The organism is Carboxylicivirga taeanensis, assembly GCF_051851475.1.
In the GTDB taxonomy this organism is placed as follows: domain Bacteria; phylum Bacteroidota; class Bacteroidia; order Bacteroidales; family Marinilabiliaceae; genus Carboxylicivirga; species Carboxylicivirga taeanensis.
The window spans coordinates 134,260-158,839 of record NZ_JBPUSJ010000008.1 but is presented as its reverse complement, the minus strand read 5'-3'; the positions used below and the strand labels follow the sequence as shown (position 1 = coordinate 158,839).

17 protein-coding genes are annotated in these 24,580 nt (G+C 43.3%); 10 read left to right on the top strand and 7 right to left on the bottom strand.

All coding sequences use genetic code 11. The annotated features are described in order from the left end of the window. The first annotated feature begins 183 nt into the window (after positions 1 to 183). Both ACSX1H_RS13215 and ACSX1H_RS13210 read left to right on the top strand, forming a co-directional pair. The gene (locus ACSX1H_RS13215; RefSeq protein WP_439184589.1) at positions 184 to 1,821 is read left to right on the top strand and encodes an ABC-F family ATP-binding cassette domain-containing protein; all 1,638 of its coding nucleotides are present in this window, start codon (positions 184 to 186) and stop codon (positions 1,819 to 1,821) included. A 204-nt stretch (positions 1,822 to 2,025) separates the two neighbouring features. After that, positions 2,026 to 3,084, top strand: a complete 1,059-nt coding sequence (locus tag ACSX1H_RS13210) for an NAD-dependent epimerase/dehydratase family protein (protein WP_439184587.1) — start codon at positions 2,026 to 2,028, stop codon at positions 3,082 to 3,084. Between the two features lie 55 nt (positions 3,085 to 3,139). Here ACSX1H_RS13210 and ACSX1H_RS13205 read toward each other — a convergent pair whose 3' ends face one another. From ACSX1H_RS13205 to ACSX1H_RS19530, 3 genes are all read right to left on the bottom strand, one after another. Then, complete coding sequence (locus ACSX1H_RS13205) at positions 3,140 to 4,768, bottom strand: AMP-binding protein (protein WP_439184585.1); 1,629 nt, start codon at positions 4,766 to 4,768, stop codon at positions 3,140 to 3,142. A 314-nt stretch (positions 4,769 to 5,082) separates the two neighbouring features. Then, positions 5,083 to 7,497 carry a TonB-dependent receptor gene (locus ACSX1H_RS13200; RefSeq protein ID WP_439184583.1) on the bottom strand — a complete coding sequence of 805 codons (2,415 nt, stop codon included), beginning with the start codon at positions 7,495 to 7,497 and terminating at the stop codon, positions 5,083 to 5,085. A 135-nt stretch (positions 7,498 to 7,632) separates the two neighbouring features. Beyond that, positions 7,633 to 7,977, bottom strand: a complete 345-nt coding sequence (locus tag ACSX1H_RS19530) for a DUF8478 family putative metalloprotein (RefSeq protein WP_500681254.1) — start codon at positions 7,975 to 7,977, stop codon at positions 7,633 to 7,635. Positions 7,978 to 8,382: 405 nt separating this feature from the next. Between ACSX1H_RS19530 and ACSX1H_RS13195 the strand changes: the two genes are divergently transcribed. Both ACSX1H_RS13195 and ACSX1H_RS13190 read left to right on the top strand, forming a co-directional pair. Then, positions 8,383 to 10,950, top strand: a complete 2,568-nt coding sequence (locus ACSX1H_RS13195; protein ID WP_439184581.1) for a TonB-dependent receptor — start codon at positions 8,383 to 8,385, stop codon at positions 10,948 to 10,950. Between the two features lie 228 nt (positions 10,951 to 11,178). After that, positions 11,179 to 12,573, top strand: a complete 1,395-nt coding sequence (locus ACSX1H_RS13190) for a dicarboxylate/amino acid:cation symporter (protein WP_439184579.1) — start codon at positions 11,179 to 11,181, stop codon at positions 12,571 to 12,573. A gap of 58 nt (positions 12,574 to 12,631) precedes the next feature. Here the strand turns inward: ACSX1H_RS13190 and ACSX1H_RS13185 are convergent, their stop codons facing one another. The 4 genes from ACSX1H_RS13185 to ACSX1H_RS13170 all read right to left on the bottom strand — a co-directional run bounded on the left by ACSX1H_RS13185 (position 12,632) and on the right by ACSX1H_RS13170 (position 17,239). Then, positions 12,632 to 12,952 (bottom strand): hypothetical protein, encoded by a 321-nt coding sequence (locus ACSX1H_RS13185; protein WP_439184577.1) that lies wholly within the window; start codon positions 12,950 to 12,952, stop codon positions 12,632 to 12,634. A gap of 248 nt (positions 12,953 to 13,200) precedes the next feature. Beyond that, positions 13,201 to 14,259, bottom strand: a complete 1,059-nt coding sequence (gene rsgA / locus ACSX1H_RS13180; protein WP_439184575.1) for a ribosome small subunit-dependent GTPase A — start codon at positions 14,257 to 14,259, stop codon at positions 13,201 to 13,203. Positions 14,260 to 14,676: 417 nt separating this feature from the next. Next, entirely contained in the window at positions 14,677 to 15,915 is a 1,239-nt protein-coding gene (gene bamG / locus ACSX1H_RS13175; protein ID WP_439184573.1) for a BamG family beta-barrel-assembly machinery protein, read from the bottom strand. After that, positions 15,902 to 17,239, bottom strand: coding sequence for a DUF4270 family protein (locus ACSX1H_RS13170; RefSeq protein WP_439184572.1), 1,338 nt, complete (start codon positions 17,237 to 17,239; stop codon positions 15,902 to 15,904). Before ACSX1H_RS13170 ends, bamG begins: the two co-directional genes overlap by 14 nt. 263 nt (positions 17,240 to 17,502) lie before the next feature. On the opposite strand from ACSX1H_RS13170, the gene ACSX1H_RS13165 reads away from it, so the two are divergent. The 6 genes from ACSX1H_RS13165 (at position 17,503) to ACSX1H_RS13140 (ending at position 24,578) form a co-directional block, all read left to right on the top strand. Then, the gene (locus ACSX1H_RS13165) at positions 17,503 to 18,522 is read left to right on the top strand and encodes a Kelch repeat-containing protein (protein ID WP_439184570.1); all 1,020 of its coding nucleotides are present in this window, start codon (positions 17,503 to 17,505) and stop codon (positions 18,520 to 18,522) included. Next, positions 18,515 to 18,850 (top strand): DUF4907 domain-containing protein, encoded by a 336-nt coding sequence (locus tag ACSX1H_RS13160; RefSeq protein ID WP_439184567.1) that lies wholly within the window; start codon positions 18,515 to 18,517, stop codon positions 18,848 to 18,850. The genes ACSX1H_RS13165 and ACSX1H_RS13160 overlap by 8 nt, the downstream gene beginning before the upstream one ends. 234 nt (positions 18,851 to 19,084) lie before the next feature. Beyond that, positions 19,085 to 19,519 carry a hypothetical protein gene (locus tag ACSX1H_RS13155; protein ID WP_439184565.1) on the top strand — a complete coding sequence of 145 codons (435 nt, stop codon included), beginning with the start codon at positions 19,085 to 19,087 and terminating at the stop codon, positions 19,517 to 19,519. Between the two features lie 80 nt (positions 19,520 to 19,599). Further along, positions 19,600 to 22,908, top strand: coding sequence for a preprotein translocase subunit SecA (gene secA, locus ACSX1H_RS13150; protein WP_439184564.1), 3,309 nt, complete (start codon positions 19,600 to 19,602; stop codon positions 22,906 to 22,908). Between the two features lie 89 nt (positions 22,909 to 22,997). Next, the gene (gene lgt / locus ACSX1H_RS13145; protein WP_439184562.1) at positions 22,998 to 23,783 is read left to right on the top strand and encodes a prolipoprotein diacylglyceryl transferase; all 786 of its coding nucleotides are present in this window, start codon (positions 22,998 to 23,000) and stop codon (positions 23,781 to 23,783) included. A gap of 192 nt (positions 23,784 to 23,975) precedes the next feature. Beyond that, positions 23,976 to 24,578 (top strand): TetR/AcrR family transcriptional regulator, encoded by a 603-nt coding sequence (locus ACSX1H_RS13140; RefSeq protein WP_439184560.1) that lies wholly within the window; start codon positions 23,976 to 23,978, stop codon positions 24,576 to 24,578. Positions 24,579 to 24,580: the final 2 nt, after the last annotated feature.

Genomic DNA, 24,580 nt, shown 5'->3' with positions numbered 1-24,580 from the left:
TAATGCCCTGATGTAGATGCCAAAAAATACTTCTGCACTCAGCTAAGAGCGCCTGACCGTTGTTAGGGAGTTGGTGTAACGGTGCCGGAGCTATTGGTAAATGTAAAATAGCTGTAAATGTGCTCGAACTTGCTTTATGCTTAGGTGGATAATTCTATCTTTGCGGCGCAAAAATAATGGTTTATGATTTCGGTAGATGGTTTAACGGTAGAGTTTGGAGCTACCACACTTTTTAAAAATATTTCTTTTGTCATTAATGAAAAAGACCGTATTGCCCTGATGGGTAAAAACGGAGCTGGAAAGTCCACTTTGCTAAAAATACTGGCAGGCGAGCGTGAAGCCAATAGAGGGCACGTGTCGGTTCCAAAAGATAAGGTAGTGGCATACTTGCCACAGCATTTGATGACCGAGGATAATCGCACTGTATTTGAAGAGGCCTCGCAAGCATTTGCACATATCTTTGCCATGGAGCAAGAGATAGCAGCCATTAATAAGGAGCTTGAAACCCGCACTGATTATGAGTCGGACAGCTATTATGAGCTCATCGAGAAAGTATCTACCTTGAGCGAAAAGTTTTATTCGATTGAAGAAATAAACTTTGATGCCGAAGTGGAAAAAGTGCTGCTCGGATTAGGTTTTCTTCGTGAGGAACTCCACCGGTCAACCAGTGAGTTCAGTGGCGGCTGGCGCATGCGCATAGAGCTGGCAAAAATACTGCTGCAAAAACCCGACCTGATTTTGTTGGATGAGCCCACCAACCATTTGGATATTGAATCGATCCAGTGGCTGGAAGAATTTCTGATTAATTGTGGCAAGGCAGTAATTGTAATTTCCCACGACCGCGCTTTTGTTGATAATATCACCACGCGCACCATTGAAGTGACTATGGGGCGTATCTACGATTATAAAGTAAACTATTCAAAGTATCTGGTGCTGCGTCAGGAGCGTCGCGAGCAGCAGTTGAAAGCTTTCGAAGAACAGCAAAAAATGATTGCTGAAAATGAAGCTTTTATTGAGCGCTTCAAAGGCACCTACTCGAAAACATTGCAGGTGCAAAGCCGGGTGAAAATGCTGGAAAAGCTGGACCGCGTGGAGGTCGATGAGGAAGATCGCTCGTCCTTGCGTTTAAAGTTTCCACCAGCGCCGCGCTCAGGTTCTTATCCGCTTATTGCCACTGAGGTGACCAAGCATTATGATGAGCATTTGGTGTTTAAAGATGCCTCCTTAACGCTGGAAAGGGGCGAGAAAATTGCATTTGTTGGCAGAAACGGGGAAGGTAAGTCTACCCTGGTAAAAGCCATTATGGGCGAAATAAACTATGATGGGCAGTTACAGTTGGGGCACAATACTCAAATTGGGTATTTTGCACAAAACCAGGCGTCTATGCTGGATGATGAGCTAACCGTTTTTCAAACCATCGATGACATAGCGGTTGGTGATATTCGCACTAAAATTAAAGACATGCTGGGGGCGTTTATGTTTGGTGGTGAGGATATTGATAAAAAAGTGAGGGTGTTATCGGGCGGTGAGCGAACAAGGCTGGCAATGATAAAACTATTGCTCGAGCCGGTTAACTTGCTGATACTCGATGAGCCGACCAACCATTTGGATATGAAAACTAAGGATGTGCTGAAGGATGCTTTGAAAGCCTTTGATGGCACCCTTATTTTGGTCTCTCACGACCGTGATTTTCTGGATGGTTTAGTGGACAAAGTTTATGAATTCGGCAATAAGCGCGTCAAAGAGCATTTAGGTGGTATCAAAAGCTTCCTGGAGATGAAGAAGATGTCACACCTTAACGAGCTGGAGATAAAGAACTAACCAGACAATTGATTGCCTTTAATTCGACGAATGAAAGCGCCTTGTAAGTTATTCGACCAGGTAATCGTGTCATATTAAAGAACCAAATATAATCCGGTGCTATCCAATAGTGTCGGATTTTTTGTGATTTCATAAACAGAAGCAGCGGGTAGCTTGTTAAAAGAAAGTAAGTGCCTGTTATTTCGTGATAAATATTGATCCATTATGAAACAAATTGACCGAACAAAGCCTGTGCTGGTGACCGGAGCAACTGGATATGTAGCCGGCTGGCTGGTAAAAAAGTTACTCGAAGAAGGACTGACTGTTCATGCAGCTGTCAGGGAGCCCGAGAATAAAGAAAAGCTTAAGTTTCTGGATGAAATAGCTCAGCAGACTGATGGAACAATCAAATACTTTCAAAGTGACTTGCTGAAGCATGGTTCATATGCTGCGGCTATGGAAGGGTGTGAGTTGGTGTTTCATACTGCATCACCTTTTATTTTAGGTGTAAACGATCCTCAGCGGGAACTGATTGATCCGGCACTCATTGGGACACGTAATGTTTTGGAGCAGGCTTGTCAAACAGTGTCGGTTAAACGGGTGGTGTTAACCAGTAGTGTTGCAGCTATCTATGGCGATAATGTAGACTTAAAGCTGACGCCGGACGGGATGTTTACTGAGGAATTATGGAATTCCACCTCATCGTTAGAGCATGGCGCATATATGTATTCTAAAACATTGGCCGAAAAGGAAGCCTGGAAGATCAGTCTGGACCAATCGCAATGGGACTTGGTGGTGATCAATCCTTCATTGGTAATGGGGCCGGCTATTAATCCTCATGGGGTAACTTCCGAAAGCTTTTCAATAATAAAACAACTGGCAGATGGAACACTGAAAGCAGGTGTGCCTGATATGGGTTGGGGCGTTGTTGATGTGCGCGATGTGGCCGAGGCGCATTACCAGGCAGGTTTTGTGCCCCATGCCAATGGACGCTATTTGGTATCGGGCCACAATACTTCGTTTTTGGGAATGGCCCAAGTTCTTTTGCCAAATTATGGAGAGAAATACCCTATTCCCCGGAAAATTATGCCCAAATGGCTGCTATGGCTTTTAGGGCCCATACTTAATAAAGCCCTTACACGTAAATTTATTGCGCGCAATGTGGGTTACCCCTGGAAAGGCGATAATTCAAAGAGTAAGCGCGAGCTGGGAGTCAATTACCGGCCACTGAATGCAACTATTAATGAGATGTTTCAGCAGTTGGTTGATGAGGGTATTATATAAAATTAAAAAGCCTTTGACGCTAGCTGATGACTAGCGTCAAAGGCTTAAATAGGTATTATTTTCTTTGTTCAAGGCCTAATTCCTTGCTTGATATTTCCCGCATTTCCACCTTGCGTACCTTCCCGGTGACGGTGGTTGGAAATTGAGATACAAACTTCCAGTATTTCGGAATTTTATAGGTGGCTATTTGCCCCTTGCAGTAGTTATGCAAGGCCTCTTCGGTAATTTCAGCTCCTTCTTTTACAATGACCCATGCCATTACTTCTTCCCCATATCTGGCAGAAGGTACACCAATCACCTGAACGTCCTTAATGGCATCGTGCTTGTGCAGGTATTCTTCAATTTCAAAGGGTGAGATGTTTTCACCACCCCTGATTATTAAGTCTTTAATGCGGCCAACGATTCTGACATACCCGTCATCATCCATTTCTGCCAGATCGCCCGTATGCATCCAGCGCCCAGCGTCGATTACCGATGCGGTAGCCTCCGGGTTGTTCCAATAACCCAGCATCACAGAATAGCCGCGGGTACAAAATTCGCCTTGCTGGCCGCGTGGAACTATTTGTCCGGTTTCAGGGTCAATAATTTTGATCTCGAGATGAGGGTGTACTTTTCCGACTGTGGCACAGCGTCTGTATTCGTTATCATCCACAAAAGTTTGGGTGCTAACAGGTGATGTTTCTGTCATGCCGTAACAAATACCCACTTCGCGCATATTCATTTTTTCACGCACAGCTCTCATGGTCGACTCGGGGCATGAGGCGCCTGCCATGATCCCGGTTCGCAAGCTTGAATAATCATACTTATCAAAATTAGGGTCGTTCAACTCAGCAATAAACATCAGTGGGACGCCATAAAGAGACGTGCATTTTTCCTGCTCAACAGTTTGAAGAACTGTTTCCGGCACAAAGGCTTCACCGGTTAATACCATGCAAGCTCCATGTGTAATGCAGGCCAGGTTAGCTAATACCATGCCAAAACAGTGGTATAACGGCACAGGTATACACACCCGATCGTCGGGGGTGTATTGCAGACGTCGGCCAATAAAATAGCCGTTGTTTAATATGTTGTGATGAGATAAGGTCGCTCCTTTTGGAAACCCTGTTGTACCCGAAGTGTACTGAATATTGATTGGGTCGTCAAACTGAAGGGTCTCTTCCTGTTTGATTAATTCTTCATGGCTGATGGTTTGGCCGGCATCCACCAACTTACTCCAGTCGTGTTCCATTACAATAATGTGCTTAAGGCGGATGCATGCCGCTCTCACATCATCAAGTATGGACATATAGTTAGTTTGTCGGAACCCTTTGGACATGATGAGTAAACTAACTTCCGATTGCTTGAGCGCATATTTTAATTCTGCCGCCTTGTAGGCCGGGTTTATATTAACCAGGATGGCACCAACACGTGCTGTGGCAAACTGTACCAGTACCCATTCGAAGCGATTTGGCGACCAAATACCCACTCTGTCGCCTTTCTTCACACCGTAAGCCAGTAGTCCTTTGGCAACATCTTCTACTTGCTGCCAAAACTCCTTGTAGGTGGCTCTATAATTTTGGTACGGAACCACTAAGGCTTCGTTGTCCGGATATTTTTCTGCAGTTAGTTTTAATTGTTCACTAATGGTCATACCCAACAGGGCTACCTCAGATATTCCATTATCATACGATAATACTTTGTTCACAATGTATGGTTTTATAGTTAATTTTAATTTGTAATGATTTGATGTACTTGAGGTTTTGAATAGACACCAAACAAACTTCAAAAGTATAAATTATCAACTAAAATTTGGGTATTGAAAACGATCTAATTTTAGAGACTCTGGCTTAAATAGCCTATAATTAATTGGAATTGAGGAGAATAATCAGTGGCGGGATGTAGCGTAAACGTGCAGAAATAGGCAATGAGAAGGTCGCTTCAGTGCTGTCAAATTGAAACCAAAAGAGGCTGACTCTAATCAAATATTAAGTCAGCCTCCATGTAAATGTTTTGTGGTTTTTAATGGCCAAATACGTTGTTCAGCTTAAGGCCAGCATAAACAGTACGAGGATTTGTTGGGCCATAAATATAAGCAGGATCCCGATCTTTACCCGAGTCAAAATCATCCTGGTACGCATTAAAGATGTTTTTAACACCCGCAAAGGCTGTTAGTGGTAGGCCAGCCACTTTCAGGTCATACTCAGCTTTCAGACCTAAATCAAAAAAGGTTGGCGTAGTGCGGATGCTGCCTCTGATGATATCTGCTCCTTCGCCTTCCTCAATAATGCTCTCATCAGGCTTGAATTCACTGCCATAGTAAGCAATCTTCATTTTGCCTGTATAAGTGGCCGAGGCAAGCAGACACCAACGAGGGGTTACATCGAAGTCAACAGATAGAAAACCATAGTCGTTTGGTGTTCTTAAAAAATCCTTCTCACCCAACTCTTGGGCATCACCAAAGTAGCTTTGTTGTATGGTATAGCCTGCTTTCAGGAAAATGTGCTTGCCTGGTGAAGCATTGGCTTCAAAATTTACGCCTTTGACAGTAGCACCGTTGTCGGCATTGGTGCGGATGTAGGTCGTAACTCCGGTCGTTTCATCATATTCCGGGTTCTGGGCAAATGCATCGTTGAGGTGTGTATAAAACCCTTCGGTTAGCAGGCCGATATTCCATCTGCCAAATTTCCTGTTAAAATCGATGGATGTCATATAGCTATGGCTGGTTTCCTGCTTTAATCCTGGCGCATTGGCATGAACTACTTTTCGTGAGCCTGAGGTTTCGATGTGCAGGTCCTCATCAAAAACCTGTGGGGCCCGGTAGCCTTGCGAATAGCTCACACGCCATTGCAGCGAGGGTATTAGGTCCCATAAAATGTTCAGACGCGGACTGAATACGTTGCCGGAGTTATTCCCTTCCTTATGATCCAGATCGGTGATTTCATAGCGATCAAAACGGGCACCAAGCGACGCTTTTACCGGGCCAAAGCGATGATCGTATTGTGCGAAAATACCGTACACGTTTTTGTTCTGATCGGTGATAGTGGTATTGGGCACATGTCCGTTCGAGCCTACTACATGGCCATCCTCATCAATAATCAGGTCGAGATAACCCAATTTCTGATCGAACATATCGTCATGAACGAGCTCAAAACCTGTTACCAGACTGTTTTTTCCGAAATCAGCTTTGAACTGTGTGCCCACGTTAAAGGTTAGGCCGTCTGTTTGACCATAATCAGCCAGACTTTGATTGGCTCCGTAATACGAAGCTCTATCTACATTCTGTGCCGACCCGTACACCGAAAGGAGGCTTCCTGTGCCGATAAAGCGTTCGTAAGTCAGTGCCGTTGTAGTAATTTTGTGATCCACCGACTCTGATACATCTGCTTCGTGGTGCGGCTTATCAAAGGCATTTCCGCCCCTTCGTTCCTCATTCACTCTAATAAAATCGAGGGTTATTTTATTGCGGTAATCAATGCGGTGATACAGGCGACCACCAAAGGTCAGGTTCTCAATTTTTGAGGACTCGGAGTAGCCATCGCCATTGGCATCAAAAGGGTCCTTATCGCGGTAGAACCCGAATAAGGCAAAGCCGGTTTTCTTATTATCGCTAACAATGGTGGTATTCATATTCAGAGAATAGTCGCCGGCTACATCACCACCAGAGCCAGCTCCAATGGAATTAAATTGTGTAGAGATGTCGTAGGAGTTATTCATTGGGTCGCGGGTAATCAGGTTAATGGTGCCAGCCACTGCATTGCTTCCGTATAGAGCAGAACCGCCACCTCTTACAACCTCAATACGTTCTATCATGCTCGATGGAATTAATTCGAGCCCGTAAACGCCGGCCAGATTGCTGAATATGGCCCGGTTATTAATTAATACCTGCGAATGGGCCCCGTCCATACCATTCATCCGCACCTGTGTGAACCCACAGTTTTGGCAGTTGTTTTCCAGGCGTAATCCGGGAATGTAATTCAACCCTTCGGCAATGGAGACGGACTGGGTGTTTTCCAGTAAGCGAGGCGTCAGCGTATTGACAATTACTGAGGCTGTTGTTCGCTTTTGCTCGTTTCGGTCGGCTGTTACTACTACCTGTTCTAAGCCTAATACATCTGTTTCTAAGGCAAAGTTTAAAACAGCCGGATGGCCCTTTGTAAAGTGATATGTTTGTTCTGCAGATTTGTACCCGATGGCCTGCGCTTTAACGGTAAATGTGCCTTCGGGGATATAGCTTAGTTCAAACACTCCATTTATGTCAGAGGCCGCACCCAATGTAGTGTTGCTAACGGTGATAGTGGCAAAGGGAAGCGGTTCGCCTTCGGCTATTACTTTTCCTGTTAAGCGGCACAGGGATTCGGGTGGTGGTGTTTGAGCTGTAATTAATGATGCGATATAAGTTAAGACTACACATGCTAGAGCAATTCTTTTATTCATCTTGTTAGTGTTTTAACCAATTGGTTGACTGTGAGTTAATATTAGGTTAGTGAAAATAATAGGCCACTATCAGGCATAACAAGCCATTCAGATAGGAATGATTGTATGCTTTCTGTTGTTGTATGGGATTACATATCAGGCTAAAGGGGGTGCTCGGCCAGCGTTTGAGCGAGTATGAAAAAAGTGGTAGCGGGCATAGGTCTCAGCAGGGGTGCTGTCCACAGTCAGCGGTACAACATCACTTAACAGGTGAGGACTATCTTCAGCTTTTATGGTTTGCAATTGTTGATAGAACGTAAGCTCAGCACCACTATGGGAGTGTCCGTCGCAACCCGGGTGGGCGTGACTGTATGACTTTCCATTTATTTGGTGTGTGTGAAAAAAAAGTGCATAGCTCGCAATCTGAATGCTGTAAACCATAATCAGCAGCAGTGCGAATGTATTTAAGACTTTTTGGTATTTTATATGCTTATTTATCACAAGACAAAAGTGGTAAAAAACTTCATTGAAGCCAATACCAATATTTGGGGATTTTAAATTCAGCTTGTACTTAGTAGTAGAGGGTTTGCTGAATTATTTTTTTAGAACAATAGGCAATTAAATAAGGATAAGATCCGTTTTGGCCTCTGGAGCAGGAATGATGAAAAAAAGGGGGAGAGTAACCAATAAGCTAAGCCATAGGATGTAAGCGCATGCTGCCTTAGGTGGTTTGCAGTTTAAACACATTGGTTCTCATCAATCATCGTTATTTACAAATGATTTAAACCCGCTGAAACTCTGCCATTGTATGGTGAAGAGTCGCAAGGAGTATTAGTTTTGCGCTGCTAATAGGCATAGGCGTACCCTATAACCTTATAAAATTAGAGATTAATAATTAATTGAAATATGAAACACATTAAACATCTACTGGTAGTTGCAGTAGCATTTTTGGGGTCAGTAGGAGCGCTGGCTCAAACGGGGGTCATTAAGGGGCGCGTTATTGCTGCCGGGAGCAAGGAGTCTATACCGTTTGCGAGCATCGCATTATTCGAAAATGAGCAGCTCATAAATGGTGCCGTAAGCAATGAAAAAGGAGATTTTAAAATTGATAAAGTAAAGCCGGGTACCTATCAGCTGTCGGTTTCGTTTTTAGGCTTTGAAACAAGGGAGATTTTATCTATTGAGCTGTCTAAAGATAATCGAATTGTAGATGTTAATCAGGTTTCCCTGAAAGCATCAAATGTGAGTTTGCAGGGAGTCGAAGTTACAGCCAACGCTCAAACTGTAAAGACTGGCATCGACCGAAAAACTTATAATGCCGCTGATTTTGCAACAGCAAAAGGGGGCAGTGCGACCGATGTGCTGAATAAGCTGCCGGCAGTATCGGTTGGTCCGGATGGCGCAGTGTCGGTAAGAGGAACCACAGACTTTATGGTTTACTTAAACGGGAAACCGACACAAATGGAAGCATCGGTTTTATTAGGCCAAATTCAAAGTGAGTCCATTGCGTCGATTGATGTTATTACAGTACCCACGGCCAAATACGATGCGCAGGGAAAAGGTGGTATCATTATTATATCCACAAAAAAGCAAGCGTTAAATGGCTTATCGGTAGCCGCTAATGGTTTGATTGGAGGAGCGGCGTATAATAATTTAACCGATCCCATCAGTGGCTTCGAAAATAATGACAATCGCTATGGAGGAGGCCTGTCTCTGATGTATCATAAAAATGCGCTCACTGTTTATGGCGGAGGCAGTTATAATCGACGAAATGTAAATGGTATGCGTACCGGTGATGCCCGAATTTTACAGGAAGATGGCACGTTTTATCACATGGTAGCAGCTGGTGAGCGCCCGGAGTGGTACATTAACTACTCGGCCAATGCGGGCATTGATTATCGATTGTCTAATAAGTCAATGGTTTCGGCTTCATATTACTATGGGGATCGTCAGGAGGGACGCTCAGCCTTTTATGTGTACAACAATTTTTATGGAGATGCCCATAAACAGCCAGTTGCCGGCATTGATCCGCAGAATGAATACGTTTATAATCCAAATACTGATGATCGATACGGAGAGTTTCACACATCCAACATTGATTATTCAACACAGTTTGATGATAACAGCAGCCTAAAGCTTTCGTTGTTATACGAATACTCAAAACTTAGTCGAGCACTGGATAACGAAGACTATGATTTTGATAATGGCACGCAGACCATTGGGCGTGTACGGCGCCACTTCCGCCAAACCGATGAAGCGCCGTTACATGGCTACCGCTTCTCTGTTGATTATGAGAAAGTGCTGGATAATGGTCATACTTTAAGCTTGGGGCTTCAGCCACAGTATATTACCCATGACGATGCATTTAACTACGACACTTTAAATGTGACTAAGGGCGAGTGGGCTTCTTTTGAATCTCTGGAGAACAATATTGAGCTGACTCGCGGTGTTTATGCTGCATACATCGATTATTTGGCTAAATGGAATAAACTGACCATGATAGCAGGTGTGCGCGTTGAGTATACCGATCAGGCCATGGAAATTGCTAATCCTGATTATTTCAATATGTTTGACCGGGAGATGGCGGCAGACTATCAAACACAGCAAATGGATTGGTTCCCAACACTGCACATGAACTATGCCTTAAATGAAACCAATGGGGTGACATTGGCTGCAAGTCGTCGTATTAATCGTCCGGCAACAAAAAATATGGCACCATTTCTATACCGTCGCCACTACGAGGTGTATTTGATTGGTGATCCTTCGCTGGAGCCAGAATATTTAAGTAACCTGGAGGTGAGCCTTGATAAGCGCATTGGCCAGCAAAAGTTCACCTTAACGGGTTTCTATCGTGGAACCGATAATGCCGTGTTCAGAGTTAATACTATCTATAATAACCCAGATTTCCCCGAAGATGTAGACAACAATAAAGTGTTGATTCGAAGCTACACCAATGCCGGAAATACTTCTGCTTTGGGAGCAGAACTAAATGCTAATCTTGAAGCAGGCAAACAGCTGAAAATGTTTGTGGGTGGTTCGATTTACCATTATAATGTGAATGGCGATGTGTTTGGCTATCAGGAAGACAATAGCTCAACCAATTGGAACCTAAAAGGCAATGTCAACTGGCACATCAATAAGGCATGGCGCTTAACAACCGATTTTGATGTGAAGTCAGCAACAGTAACTGCTCAGGGGCGCGATGAATTATTCTACCTGGCTAATGCGGCAATCAATTATCAGCCCCAAAAACTTGCTGGCTGGGATTTTTCACTGCGGGTGCTTGATGTTTTAGCTTCTAATGATAAGGCCTTAAGCACGCGTGCCTATGATGCCAATGCGGTAGAAATATTTTATCAGGCTACAGAATATCGCCGACAAGGACCAATTGTTGAATTTAGTGTTAACTACTCGCTCAATTTGAAAGGAAACAAGAAAAAAACCGGGAGTACATTCGGAAAAGAGCAGTTTTAAACTGCTTGTGTCTGACTGCCAGTGATGTATGTAGTTGGTGGGTATGTAGTTTGTAGGTTATACATCAAATTAGCTGAAGCTTAAGGTGTAAATCGAATAGAGAATAAAAGGGCTGTTTCACATATGGGACAGCTTTTTTTACATATGTAGACAGATATAAGTGTTAACCTTTCTATAATTGCATTTTTTGGTAAATTGCGCTATACACTAATCAAATAACATACGTGGATGAAAAAAATGGCACTACATTGGAAGATTATTATTGGTTTATTTTTGGGGATACTATGGGCGGTTCTGTCTGGGTTTTTTGGCTGGAGTGAGTTTACCTCTGGCTGGATTGCACCCTGGGGACGCATTTTTATCAACCTGCTTAAACTAATAGCTATTCCGCTGGTGCTCTTTTCAATCGTGGGAGGTATTGTCGGACTGGGCGATCCAAAACAACTGGGACGCATGGGTGTGCGCACCTTGCTTTTGTATTTATCCACCACCGTTGTGGCTGTATCGCTGGGTTTATTAATAGTGAATGTGGTGCAGCCTGGCACCTGGATGGATGATTCGGTGCGAAAGGAAAACAGAATTGCCTATGAACTATGGGCGCAACAAGAGGGACAGCAGGTACATGATGATATCAGTTTATTAAGTGATCCGGCCAATAGTACATTAGTTGCCGAAGTGGCTAAACGACGTGGTTTTGATGAAGATGAAAGTGTGCAATCGCGTTTGAAACAGGCACAAAGTCAAAAGGAGAGTGGTCCACTTACCTTTTTAGAAGACATGGTGCCGGCCAATGTATTTAAGGCAATGACCGATAATGGCAGTATGCTCAAGGTTATCTTTTTTGCTTTATTCTTTGGTATTGCGCTTCTTTTTATACCCGATGCCACTGCCAAGCCAGTGGTCGATTTGGTGAATGGCCTAAGCGAGGTGTTTCTGAAAATGGTGGATCTAATCATGATGGCGGCACCTTTTTTTGTATTTGCGCTGATGGCGGGTATTGTTTCGGAGATAGCCGGTGATAATCCCGCAAAAATATTTGAACTGTTTAAAGGCTTAACCTGGTATTCGCTTTCGGTGCTGGGCGGATTGTTGTTGATGGCTTTTGTTATTTACCCAACCATCATGAAGTTCTTTGTTAAGCGATTGAGCTTTAAAGGGTTTTTAAAAGGGATAAGTCCGGCTCAAATGCTGGCTTTTTCGACCAGCTCCAGTGCTGCCACCTTGCCTGTTACACTTGAGTGTGTTGAAGAAAACCTGGAAGTAGATCCGAAGGTTTCGAGCTTTGTGTTACCAATTGGCGCTACCGTTAACATGGATGGGACTAGTCTGTATCAGGCTGTTGCAGTAATATTTCTGGCGCAAATGCATATGATCGATCTGAATTTGGCCCAACAACTTACAATTATACTTACTGCCACCTTGGCGAGTATTGGTTCGGCCGCCATTCCCAGCGCTGGCCTGGTTATGCTGATGATTGTGCTGAGCTCTGTTGGACTTAATCCGGCCTGGATTGGGATTATCTTACCCGTTGATCGCATTCTGGACATGGTACGCACAGTGGTGAACGTAACAGGTGATGCTACAGTGGCCACAGTTATAGGCGAATTGAAATCAGAGGAGTAGCCTTGTAATCATGCCCTATAAATGAGTTGGTGCGAACCTTTTAAATTCGCAGCCATCATTAATGCCCGACAGGACGCAGCGTGTTCTGTTGGGTTGTATCAATGGTTGAAAAGTGTTTATCAGGTTTTGAATAGTCCAGAGAATCGTTGGCTGTGAGTTGTACCTGGTTGCCATTGGAAAGGACCAGCACGGCCTGACGCTTACCTGGTTGGATACTGTTTTTTTTCTCCTTTTTTTCCTCTTGCGAAAAAGCCTGATAGCAAATGCTCAAAAGGGCAATTGTAAAGAAGACGAGGTATTTTCGGCTGTTAAACGCAGAAGCGGGCTTCCCATAGAGTTTGAGATCTTGCTTATGGTGTCTAAAATTGGATTTCTTCATTTGCTGTGCTTTAAATGGTTTAGCTGAAGTTGGGGGTTTCGATTGATTGTATTTACTAAGACACGCAAAACCAAAATGGAGGTGACAGCAGAAAAGTTATTTTGTGTTAAACAATATTTATGCTTGTCAACCCCTTGGATAACTGTTAGATTATGATGAGTATGAGGTGTTAATGGTTTTGGAATTTATCAAAAATAAAACCCCCACACTTAAATAAGTAAATGTGGGGGGAGATGATTCTGGTGAACTTAATAGCGTTTTTTCGTGTTCTTTTTCTTCATGTCGCGAACCAGCTTCGAGAGGTCTTTTCCTTTTCGCTTTTTATCTTGTTGCGATGCGGCATAATGTTCAGCCTCTTTTTTGAGTTTTAAGTAACTCTCATAAGTTTCTGCCGAGATTAATCCATCCTCGAGGGCTGAAATAACCGCACACGAAGGTTCATCGGTGTGTGTGCAGTCTTTAAATTTGCATTGCTGGGCCAAATGGTGGATATCCGTAAATGTTCGGCCAACAGCCTCGATATCATTAAGAGCCAGCCCAAATTCGCGGATGCCTGCTGTGTCAATCATCAAGCTGCCATTGGGCAAAACAAACAATTCTCGATTAGTGGTAGTGTGCTTTCCTTTACCTACAGCCTCACTCACAGAGTTGGTGACTTGGATTTCCTTCTCAAGCAAAGTATTTAAAAGGGTGCTTTTACCGGCACCAGATGTGCCAATCATAATATGTGTTTGCTGTGGGTGCATGAGGCTTTTAACTTCTTCAATGCCCTCACTTGTTAACGCACTGAGCGAAAGAACCGGAATGGCCGGTAAATAAGCTTCGATTTGCTGCACATGCTCTGTGGCATCTTTTAAGAGGTCAGCCTTGTTAAGCAGGATAATTGTTTTTATTTCTGCATCGTTGAGGGCCGAGGCAATCCTTTCAAGCCTTCGTGGATTAAAATCACGGTCGAGTCCTTGTACAATAAATGCCAGGTCGATATTGGCTGCAAACAGCTGCTTTTCGGCTGAACGCCCGGCTTGTTTACGCCCTAATTCACTATAGCGCGGTAATACCTCAGTGATGATGCACTGGTCGTCATAAATCATTATACTCACCCAATCGCCCGTTTGGGGTAATTCCCATTTGGCGGATGAATAAAGTAACTGACCGCTTAATTCACCAATGATTACGCCACTGTTTGACAGTACTTCATAGTTGGTTTTATTGACACATTTAATGCGTCCAATGGTGGTTTCGTCTTGTGTATAACCGGTTTTTTGGCAGTAGTACTGCCAGCCATATTGTTGTAATAAAGTTTTCATTGATAATCTGATAAGTACGTGAAGTTTTAACAACTAGATAATTATTCAATCAAATAGAAGCATTGGGAGACAGGCAGGCTTTTAGCCTAAAAGAGTTTTGTAATGAGTTGCCTGTCTTTACTTTACCAGATATGTACTTGCTTTTGTCATCCGGTATAAAGATAAGCTATTTTTATTAAGCTGCCTAAAATCCCTAAAAATGGTGATTGCATTGAATTGATACGCCGGCTATTTTTGCATTGGTTATTAAACAAAGTCATGTTATTACAAGCTATTTAAGATTATTGGTTATTAAGAAATCCCAATTATTGCATCAGCCAGGCAGTAATTGGGATTTTTAATCGAATACTTAGTTTTATTACGAATGTGGTAGTCGCCTTTTTGTTTATAACCAATTACTATTGATGGTCAAGTAAGTTATTTAAACTGCCGCTTTTGAAACCAGTTTTCACTAAATGATAAGTTAAGGCGAATGGTGTTGAGCTGTTCCTTTACCAGGCCGGCCTGATTGGTTCCCGTAAGTTTATATTCGTAGGCAATGTCTATTGCTGAATTGCCTCGTATGGGTAAGGTGAGGCCAGCCGTCAAACCCTTCGAATCAATAGCCTGACCTTTAATTGATAAATATTCCTGGTTGTAAAAGGCTCCCGCACGGTACTGAATGTTCTTGAAATATGAGGGGTACAAACGTGTTGGACGATGCTCAATGCCCAAGCTTCCGGCATAGGTGTCGCGAGTTGATCCATCTGCAATTGTTAACTCCGACTGGCTCCAGTTATCGTAGCTAAAGTCACCTGCAAAAGTCCACCCCTTAAAGGTTTGAATAGCCAATCCGGCCCGGTAGCCTAGAGGTATAAAGGTGTTATCCATGTTTTTTTGCACCGAACTCAGGTCTGTGGTATGGCTGTTGTAAATGCGCTGGGTATAATGGCTGTTGAGTTCTGTTGGCATGTTTATGGAGATACCTGCTGAAAGGACGCTCGTTTTTACCTTTTGATGCCATTGTACTCCATACTGCAAGAGCAGGGTAGATACATGATAGTTACGTTCGTTAAAAGTGGTTTCCCCAATCAGGGAAGGATAATACGATACTTCAATAATATCTTTTGATCCCCAAAGGTAAGAGGCCGTTAGCCCCAATGAGAGTCCCTTGGTAATTTCAAAGCCGTTATACCAGGAAAGTTGCGACAGACCTCCCTCGCCAAGATAGGCCACCGGATATTTATCTTGCGTTCCGAGGATATACTTTTCGCCGCTGATGGTATAGCCAACACTCGAGTATGGGGACACGCTAAAACCCATTCCCCATTTGTTTCCGGCTCTGAATCCAATACCGATGGATTCGATATTTGCGTCTATATTTTTTTGAGATGCAGATGGAGTGGCGTAGTTAGCAAAGCTTATTTTACCTTGCAGGTTAAAGATGAAACGGGCACTGTCTAAAGCACTGTAAGATGCCGGGTTTAAGAAGTTCAGATAATCGGATGAGCTAATGGCAACGCCGGTATGTCCCATGCCTGCTGATGTGGTATTTGTTTTTGATTCTATAAGGCCAAGCCCAAAACGGGAGTAGGTCGATGAGGTACTGTTTTGAGCATAGTTAGCGAGAGATACTAAACTCAGCAGTATAGAAAAAAGGTATCTATTTAATGTCATAGTAGTAATAGTATAGAAGAAGTTGTGAAGCATTGGTTGAGGCGGATTGTCCATTGATGGCTAACCAGGAATAAGTGTTTCCAAGTACATCATCGTGCAGGCTGACCACTAGTCCCAGGTCCGTATCTATCACTTCTTCGTTTAACCTGTTGCTTAAATAACTGGTTAGGTCAACCGTATAATAGGTGTTTTCACCGTACATTTTATCAATAGTTAGCTGGGCGCCCAACGGGTTGCCTTCGCTATCACTTAGATAGCCCCATATTTCGTTGGCACGGTAGATGTCACCAAAGTAAATCTTTGTGGGTAGATCGCTGGTTTTCATAAGGTGCATGTTGGGTTTTAAACGCATTTCGGCCTTAATGATGTACCCGTGCTGTTTGAGTTCCTGTAAGTTATTTAATGAAGGAAAGTCAATTCGCAGTTTTAAACCCGAACCAGCCTGCAGGAGTGCGACGTGGCCACTTTCCTGTGCGTTGACGACGTGTTTTTTGGAAGAGAGCTGGTTAAATATCACCGATGTGTTATGGGAAGTGAGCTGGTTAAACTGATTGCTGGAATGGCTCAGGCTAAAATTGTTAATGATGTTGGTTGGCTCCAAACCTGTTAGGTGTGAATACATGCGCAGGTAGCACGCGGTATCATTAACCTCATACCCTGCTACCGCACGGCTGATATTAGTATCAGATTGAAGCACCAGTCCCTTAAACTGTTCATTAAATAGCTTATCCTTCTCGCTGTGTTGACTGTTGGCATTCAAAAAATCAATCAACTCGTTAGCAAAGGTGTCATTAATGCGCATACGCAGATACTTGTCCTCATGAGGGAAGAGGCGGAAGCTTGTTTGAGCTATGGGCTCAGGCTCATAACCAAACTGGCTCGTGTTATAGAGTGCTTCGTCTGAACTGGCGCTTATAGTTTGAGTAAGCCGATGAGCACTGTAGCTTACATTAGTGGAGGTGTCGCCAATGGAATAGGTATTAACCCTTAAAACCATTACCAAACTATCATATATCTGTTTGTTGTTGTCCCAGTTAAAGTCTGGGGGAGCATTCAGTGCAAAATACGATTTAGCTTCTTGTCCGCCCAAAATAGGATGTTGGTAATAGCCCACCAGTGCTGCTCCAGTGCCCGATGTAATCACCGAATCTTCTTTAAAGGTTGATAGTTGAATGGTCACGGTATCAACCAAAGCGGTGTAGCTTGGAAAGCTGATGAAGTCATCGCTGAGATCAAGTTCGCCTTCCTGGCAAGCATTTAGCCCGAATAGCAAAAGTAAAACAAGTGGTAGGTAAAGCAAGTTTGTTTGCGGATGTCGATGCATATCATAAACTGTTTAAATGTTGTTTTCGCTTGCAAATAAAATCTTCAAAGCCCAGTTCTTTAAATCTTATCAATATCTGCACTGTGCATTTAAACGAATGCAACCAGGAAGTCAACAAACAGCAATAAGCGGCGAATTGGCCAGAGATAAGGCGTTGGTTTAAGAAAATGGGATGAAAGAAGAGAATAATCCGGAATTAATCGAAATGATTTATTCAGGCTTTATCTGCCGAGTAGTTTTGAGCAAATTTAAAACGAACAGCAATGATTTTTAACAAACAATTTAAACTGTCAATTTTTAGCTTAGTACTTCTTTTACTGGCGGCCTGCTCGTCCACTACTGATGAAGTCGAATTAATGGGTAACTGGATTGAGTTGGGCGCTTTTGAAGGAGTGCCGCGTAGTGATGCCGTAGCTTTTGTTATAGGAGAGTTTGCGTATGTCGGCACGGGCTATAATGGCGTGGAAGACGAGCGTTTGCAAGATTTTTGGCGATATGATGCCAGCAAAGATTTCTGGACTCAGGTGGCCCCATTCGAAGGGCCTGCGCGTAATGGGGCGGTGGCATTCAGTGCAGGAGGTAAAGGTTACGTCACTACCGGTTACGATGGAAAAGATAAATTAAACGATCACTGGGAGTACGATGCTGGCAGCAATAGTTGGACAAAAAGAGCTGACTTTCCTGCCACGGCGCGTTATGGTGCTGTTGCTTTTACCTTAAATGGTCAAGGATTTGTTGGCACGGGCTACGATGGAAATATGCTGAAAGACTTTTGGGCCTATTCGCCAGAGACAGATGCATGGGTGCAAAAAACAAGTATTGGCGGTAAGAAGCGACGTAACGCCGTGGCTTTTGTTATAGATGATAAGGCTTATGTGTGCACGGGCGCCGATAATGGTCAGTATTTGGATGACTTATGGGTGTACAATGCCACGGAGGATGTTTGGACCTCAAAACGGTCAATTGGTAACGATACCAATGAGGACGAAAGTTATGACGATGAGTATCAAATTGAAGGCATCAATGGTGTGGCCTTTACAGTTAATGGTTTAGCCTACGTATCAACGGGTGGAGCAGGTGCTCCGGGGCAGTCCACCTGGGAGTATAATCCGGATAGTGATATTTGGAAGCAACGAAGTGATTTGGAAGGTTCACCGCGCTACTCAGCAGTTGCTTTTGTCATCAATAGTCAACCTTTTGTTGCAACCGGTAACAGTTCGGGTTATTATTTCGACGATGTGTGGACTTTTAATCCAACCCAAGATAAGGATGAAAATGATTAACAGGAACAAGGTGAGAACCGGCTTGCAGGGCCGTGTTAAGTGGAGCGTTGCCATTTTAGCCCTCATCACAATTTTGGTCTACTACGTGGAGTCCGCTTCAGTTTATACCTATACAGTTTATGAAGTTAATGCGGGCTATGGCTATCAAATACAGAAGGGTGAAAAGGTATTGATAGTGCAGGGCTTTATCCCAACCTTGCCAGATTATCAACCTTTTAAACATAAAAAACATGCTTCACAGGCTGCTCAATTAGTGGTTGAGAAGCTGAACAATAAGCAAGTACCTGCTTTAAGCAAACGTGAGATAGCTAATATACTTAGCAGCTAAAGTTCATTGCTAACTGGCAACTCCTTTGGATAATTATTGCTGGTTACGGTGCCTTTGAATCCCTTTTTAATGGGTCTTTTTCTGTTTCGAACCAAACAGAAAAAGACTTTTTTATTTAACCAGCTTATGGTTTAATTGGAATCTCAAATTAGATGTGCAAAACAAGCTTATCTTTGAACTAAATTGAAAATCTTTTCGCATCTTTATGCGCAATTTAAAAGTTAAGTGAGTCGGATGACAAAAATGGAAGCACAATATTTTAAACTCATCGGTGTAACACTGCTGATGACGGCTGCGTGTGTTTCTGATTCTGGCACCAAAAAACCCCTGTTCTTTAACGATGGTGATGTTCGTGAAATTATCCTCGAACAGTTTCATATCTTATCATCAAGTCATTGGAGTCAGGTACTCGATTGGGAAAATGCGGTTAAAGAAATTGATGAACTGTCAACAGCTAACCGTGTACCTTCTTTTCAGCGGGTGTTTTATGTGCTAAAAACCAGTCAGTCGTTACCTGATCTGCAGGAGACTGAGTACGGTTTGCCGCAACATATTTCCGCTAAACTTCTATCCTTTCAGTCGCTGGTTAACTTTCACAATACGCAAACACTCGTGTTAGTCAACCCCAATAAGTATTCGTTGGCGGTAAGAGCCGGTCCTGTTGCATAAACATCTATATGTTATGCTGTAATAATTTACAGCATGAGTTGTGTTTATATTCTATTTAAAAATTCTAATAAAACAATTATATGGCAATTAGTAGTTTGATTTCCAAGTTATTTGGAAACAAGTACGACAGAGATATGAAAGAGGTGGCACCTTTTGTTAAGAAAGTAAAAGAGGCGTACCCACAGATCGAGAAGCTTTCGCACGATGAGTTGAGGCAAAAATCCAATGAGTTGCGTGAGCGGATTCAAGGATCAGTTAAAGCTGAACAGGACAAAATTCAAGAGTTGCGTGCGCAAACAGAAGGTAATGACGTCTCTGTGTCTGAAAAAGAAAAGATCTATAATGAGATCGATAAAATTGAGAAAGAGATAACAGAAAAGCTCGAGCAAGCCTTAACCGATGCTTTGCCAGAGGCTTTTGCTGTTGTAAAAGATACAGCTCGTCGTTTTACAGAAAACCAGTCGATAGTGGTAAAAGCCACACAGTTTGATCGCGACTTGTCTGCCAGTAAAGATTTTGTTGAAATTGATGGTGATAACGCCGTTTATCGCAACTCGTGGTCTGCCGGGGGTAATGAAATTACCTGGGACATGATTCATTACGATGTGCAGCTGATTGGTGGAGTTGTGCTTCACAGTGGTAAAATTGCCGAGATGGCAACGGGTGAAGGTAAAACCTTAGTGGCCACCTTACCTGTGTTCCTCAATGCATTGGCAGGGCGCGGGGTTCATTTGGTAACTGTAAACGATTACCTGGCAAAGCGTGACTCCGAATGGATGGGGCCTTTGTATCAGTTCCACGGTTTGTCGGTTGATTGTATCGATAAACACCGCCCTAACTCACCAGAGCGCCGTGCTGCGTATAAAGCCGATATCACATTTGGTACCAACAATGAGTTTGGTTTTGACTACCTGCGCGATAACATGGCCATCTCACCAGATGATTTAGTGCAACGCAAACACAATTATGCCATTGTCGATGAGGTCGATTCGGTATTAATTGATGATGCCCGTACACCATTGATTATCTCTGGTCCTGTTCCAAAAGGCGACGATCAGTTGTTTGGCGATTTGAAGCCAAAAATTGAAAAAATTGTAGAGGCTCAAAGAAAGCTGGTAACGGGTATACTGGCTGAGGCGAAACAAAAAATGAAATCGGCCGATAAAAAAGAGCAGGAAGAAGGAGCTCTATTGCTATTGAGAGCCTTTAAAGGATTGCCTAAAAATAAGGCCATCATCAAATTTCTTAGTGAGGTGGGAGTTAAAGCGAGCATGTTGAAAACCGAGAATTTCTACATGCAGGAGAATAGCAAGAACATGCACATTGTGACTGATCCGCTTTACTTTGTTATTGATGAGAAGAATAATTCAATTGAGTTAACCGATAAAGGGCTTGACCTGATTACCGGCTCGTCGGAAGACCCTGAGTTCTTTGTGCTTCCCGATGTAGGTTCTGAAATTGCCATTCTGGAAAAAGAAAACATCTCGGAAGAGGATCGAACCAAGAAAAAAGATGAGATTCTACAGAATTTCTCCATCAAGTCGGAGCGCGTGCATACCATTAACCAGCTGCTTAAAGCCTACACTTTGTTCGAAAAAGATGTAGAGTATGTGGTAATGGACAATAAGGTGAAAATTGTAGATGAGCAAACGGGCCGTATCATGGAAGGGCGTCGTTACTCAGATGGATTACACCAGGCCATTGAAGCCAAAGAGCGTGTGACTGTTGAGGCGGCTACGCAAACCTATGCCACCATTACTTTGCAGAACTATTTCCGTATGTACAACAAACTGTCGGGTATGACTGGTACAGCCGAAACGGAAGCAGGCGAACTTTGGGATATCTACGAACTGGATGTAGTGGTAATTCCAACGAATCGTCCGATTCAGCGCAAGGACATGGAGGATATCGTGTACAAAACCAAGCGCGAAAAATACAATGCGGTAAGCGAAGAAATTATCCGTTTGGTAGAGAAAGGACGTCCGGTCCTTGTGGGTACTACTTCGGTAGAAGTTTCGGAGCTATTAAGCCGTACCCTGAAGATGCGAGGCATCAAGCACAATGTTCTGAACGCCAAGCTGCACCAGCGTGAGGCTGAGATTGTGGCTGATGCGGGTCAGCCGGGTATTGTTACCATTGCCACCAACATGGCGGGTCGTGGTACCGATATTAAGTTAACACCCGAGGTGAAGAAAGCTGGCGGTTTGGCCATTATTGGTACGGAGCGTCACGAATCACGTCGTGTCGACCGTCAGTTACGTGGTCGTGCCGGGCGTCAGGGAGATCCGGGTTCTTCGCAGTTCTTCGTGTCTCTGGAAGATGATTTGATGCGTCTGTTCGGTTCCGATCGTATCGTGAAATACATGGACCGCCTGGGCTTGGAAGATGGTGAGATGATTCAGCACAGCATGATTACCAAGTCCATTGAGCGTGCCCAGAAGAAGGTGGAAGAGAACAACTTTGGGATTCGTAAGCGCCTGTTGGAATACGATGATGTAATGAACTCACAGCGTGAAGTGATCTACACCAAGCGCCGTCATGCTTTGTATGGGGAGCGTATTCAGGTAGATATTTCTAACATGATGATGGATACCTGTAGTGATATTGTAGCAGAATATCAGGCTTCAGGTGATTTTGAAGGCTTCAAGTTAGAGATGATTCGCGTCTTCTCGGCTCAGTCGCCATTCACCGAAGAGGAGTTCCTGAAAGGGCGTGCAGAAGAGTTGAGCGAGCAGTTGTTTGCAAAAATGTGGGAAGCCTACAAACGCAAGGGTGAAATGATTGCAAAGCAGGCCAATCCGGTGATTAAAGATGTATACGAGACCAAGTCTGAGATGTACAAGAACATTGTGGTGCCTATCAGTGATGGACAAAAAGTATATCAGATTACCACCAACCTGAAAAAAGCCTACGAAACAGAATCAGTAGAACTGGTGCGCTCCTTCGAGAAAGCATCGATGCTGGTAACCATCGACGAAGCATGGAAGGAGCATTTACGTGAGTTGGATGATTTGCGTCAGGCGGTACAAAATGCAACCTATGAGCAGAAAGACCCGCTATTGATTTATAAGTTTGAGTCATTCAACCTGTTTAAGTCGATGATTGGAGAGAATAACAAGGCGGTGGTCTCCTTGCTTGCTAAAGGACATATTCCAATTCAGAATGCGGATGGTGTTCAGGAAGCACAGGAGCGCAAGCGTCAGGACTATAGTAAGATGCAGGCTCGTAAGGATGAGTTTAGCAGAGGCGGCGGTAATACTCAGGGAGGTGCACCAAAAAGGCCTGAGCGAGTTGAGCCGGTACGTGTGGAGAAGAAAGTAGGACGTAATGAGCCTTGTCCCTGTGGTAGCGGTAAGAAATACAAGCAATGCCACGGTAAAGATCAGTAGGCTTTAGATATAAGACATAAGTGTCAAGGCATAAGAGCTTAAAGGTTCTTTGTCTTGATACTTGATACTAAAATCTTGATACTAAAATTATGATACTCAATTCAATCAACTGGAACGTAGACCCGGAAATATTCTCCTTAGGACCAATTCATGTACGCTACTACGGCTTACTGTTTGCCATGGGCTTTATGTTAGGCTATTACATCATAGAGCGCATGTTTAAATCGGAAGGTATTCAGCAGGAGTGGCTCGATAAATTGTTTATGTACGTGGTAATTGCCACCATCATTGGGGCACGTCTAGGGCACGTTATATTTTACGGTTGGGACCATTATGCACAGAATCCTGGCGACATTATTAAGATCTGGGAAGGAGGGTTGGCCAGTCATGGAGGAGCCATTGGTATCTTAATTGCCCTGTATTACTATTCAAAGAAAGTGACCAGACGTAGCATGATTTGGACGCTAGATCGTCTGGTAGTGCCGGTAGCCCTCGCCGCTGTTTTCATTCGTTTAGGAAACCTTATGAATTCAGAGATATACGGTCACGCAACAGATTTACCCTGGGGATTTGTGTTTGAACGCCGAGGAGAAGAAGTTGCCAAGCATCCGACACAGCTTTATGAAGCGCTGTGTTATCTGTTAACCTTTGTGGTGGTGTTCTTCACCTATTGGAAAACTAAAGCCAAAGAAAAGCAAGGCCTAATATTCGGAATCTTTCTGATTGGTATTTTTGGTTCACGTTTCTTTATTGAATATGTAAAGGAGGTGCAGGAAGCCTGGGAGATGGATATGACGCTGAAAATGGGGCAGTGGCTAAGTGTACCTTTCGTTATTGCTGGCGTTTATTACATTTATAAAGCATTGAAGAAATAATTGAATTTATTCATTTTGTAAGGCCGGAATCGCATTTGTGATTCCGGCTTTTTTATGCGCTATTTTCTGTTTCAAAATTGAAGTGATAATGAATTTCAATTCAAATGTATGGTGAGTTAGTCACCTTTTATTGACTTTGGTCAAAAATATAGACGAAAAGCATCTAAAAGTATTTAAAACGTATATATTTGTATGGATTGTAAATTGGATATGAAGGACTTTACCAAGAGCAAAAAATACCAGGCGCTTACAACTACAGGGAAAGAGTTGTTTTGGAAATACGGCTTGAAACGGGTAAGTATTGAGGAAATCTGCAAGGAGGCTTCAGCAAGTAAAATGACCTTTTATAAATACTTTCCGAATAAGATTGAACTGGCTAAATCCATCCTCAAGAGCCTTATGGAGCTATCCATCGACCAGTTTGAAGCGCTTATTAACTCTGATTTGACTTTTGAGCAGAAGGTGGAGCAGATGATGCACATGAAGATGGAAGGCACGCGTAACATGAGTGTGGAGTTTCTCAAAGATATTTATGCAAATACCGAAAACGGACTGCTTGCATTTATCCAGAAATACAACGATCAGAGCGTGGCTATTTTTACTGATTTTCTCCAACAGGCGCAGGTCAACGGTGAAATTAGACAAGATGTACGCATCGATTTTATTCTCTACCAAATGAACCTGATGATTCAAACGGTAAATGATGATGCGCTATTGGGAGCATACAATTCGCCAGGTGAATTGATAATGGAGAATATGCGCTTTCTGTTTTATGGAATGATGCCCGCAAAATAAAA

Excerpts from the sequence above, each read along its gene's own strand:
- ACSX1H_RS13155 (WP_439184565.1), top strand. The coding sequence starts at position 19,085 with ATGACAAAAATGGAAGCACAATATTTTAAACTCATCGGTGTAACACTG.
- ACSX1H_RS13165 (WP_439184570.1), top strand. The coding sequence starts at position 17,503 with ATGATTTTTAACAAACAATTTAAACTGTCAATTTTTAGCTTAGTACTT.
- ACSX1H_RS13200 (WP_439184583.1), bottom strand. The coding sequence starts at position 7,497 with ATGAATAAAAGAATTGCTCTAGCATGTGTAGTCTTAACTTATATCGCA.
- ACSX1H_RS13140 (WP_439184560.1), top strand. The coding sequence starts at position 23,976 with ATGGATTGTAAATTGGATATGAAGGACTTTACCAAGAGCAAAAAATAC.
- lgt (WP_439184562.1), top strand. The coding sequence starts at position 22,998 with ATGATACTCAATTCAATCAACTGGAACGTAGACCCGGAAATATTCTCC.
- ACSX1H_RS13215 (WP_439184589.1), top strand. The coding sequence starts at position 184 with ATGATTTCGGTAGATGGTTTAACGGTAGAGTTTGGAGCTACCACACTT.
- ACSX1H_RS13160 (WP_439184567.1), top strand. The coding sequence starts at position 18,515 with ATGATTAACAGGAACAAGGTGAGAACCGGCTTGCAGGGCCGTGTTAAG.
- rsgA (WP_439184575.1), bottom strand. The coding sequence starts at position 14,259 with ATGAAAACTTTATTACAACAATATGGCTGGCAGTACTACTGCCAAAAA.
- ACSX1H_RS13185 (WP_439184577.1), bottom strand. The coding sequence starts at position 12,952 with ATGAAGAAATCCAATTTTAGACACCATAAGCAAGATCTCAAACTCTAT.
- bamG (WP_439184573.1), bottom strand. The coding sequence starts at position 15,915 with ATGACATTAAATAGATACCTTTTTTCTATACTGCTGAGTTTAGTATCT.
- ACSX1H_RS13190 (WP_439184579.1), top strand. The coding sequence starts at position 11,179 with ATGAAAAAAATGGCACTACATTGGAAGATTATTATTGGTTTATTTTTG.
- ACSX1H_RS13195 (WP_439184581.1), top strand. The coding sequence starts at position 8,383 with ATGAAACACATTAAACATCTACTGGTAGTTGCAGTAGCATTTTTGGGG.
- ACSX1H_RS13210 (WP_439184587.1), top strand. The coding sequence starts at position 2,026 with ATGAAACAAATTGACCGAACAAAGCCTGTGCTGGTGACCGGAGCAACT.
- ACSX1H_RS13170 (WP_439184572.1), bottom strand. The coding sequence starts at position 17,239 with ATGCATCGACATCCGCAAACAAACTTGCTTTACCTACCACTTGTTTTA.
- secA (WP_439184564.1), top strand. The coding sequence starts at position 19,600 with ATGGCAATTAGTAGTTTGATTTCCAAGTTATTTGGAAACAAGTACGAC.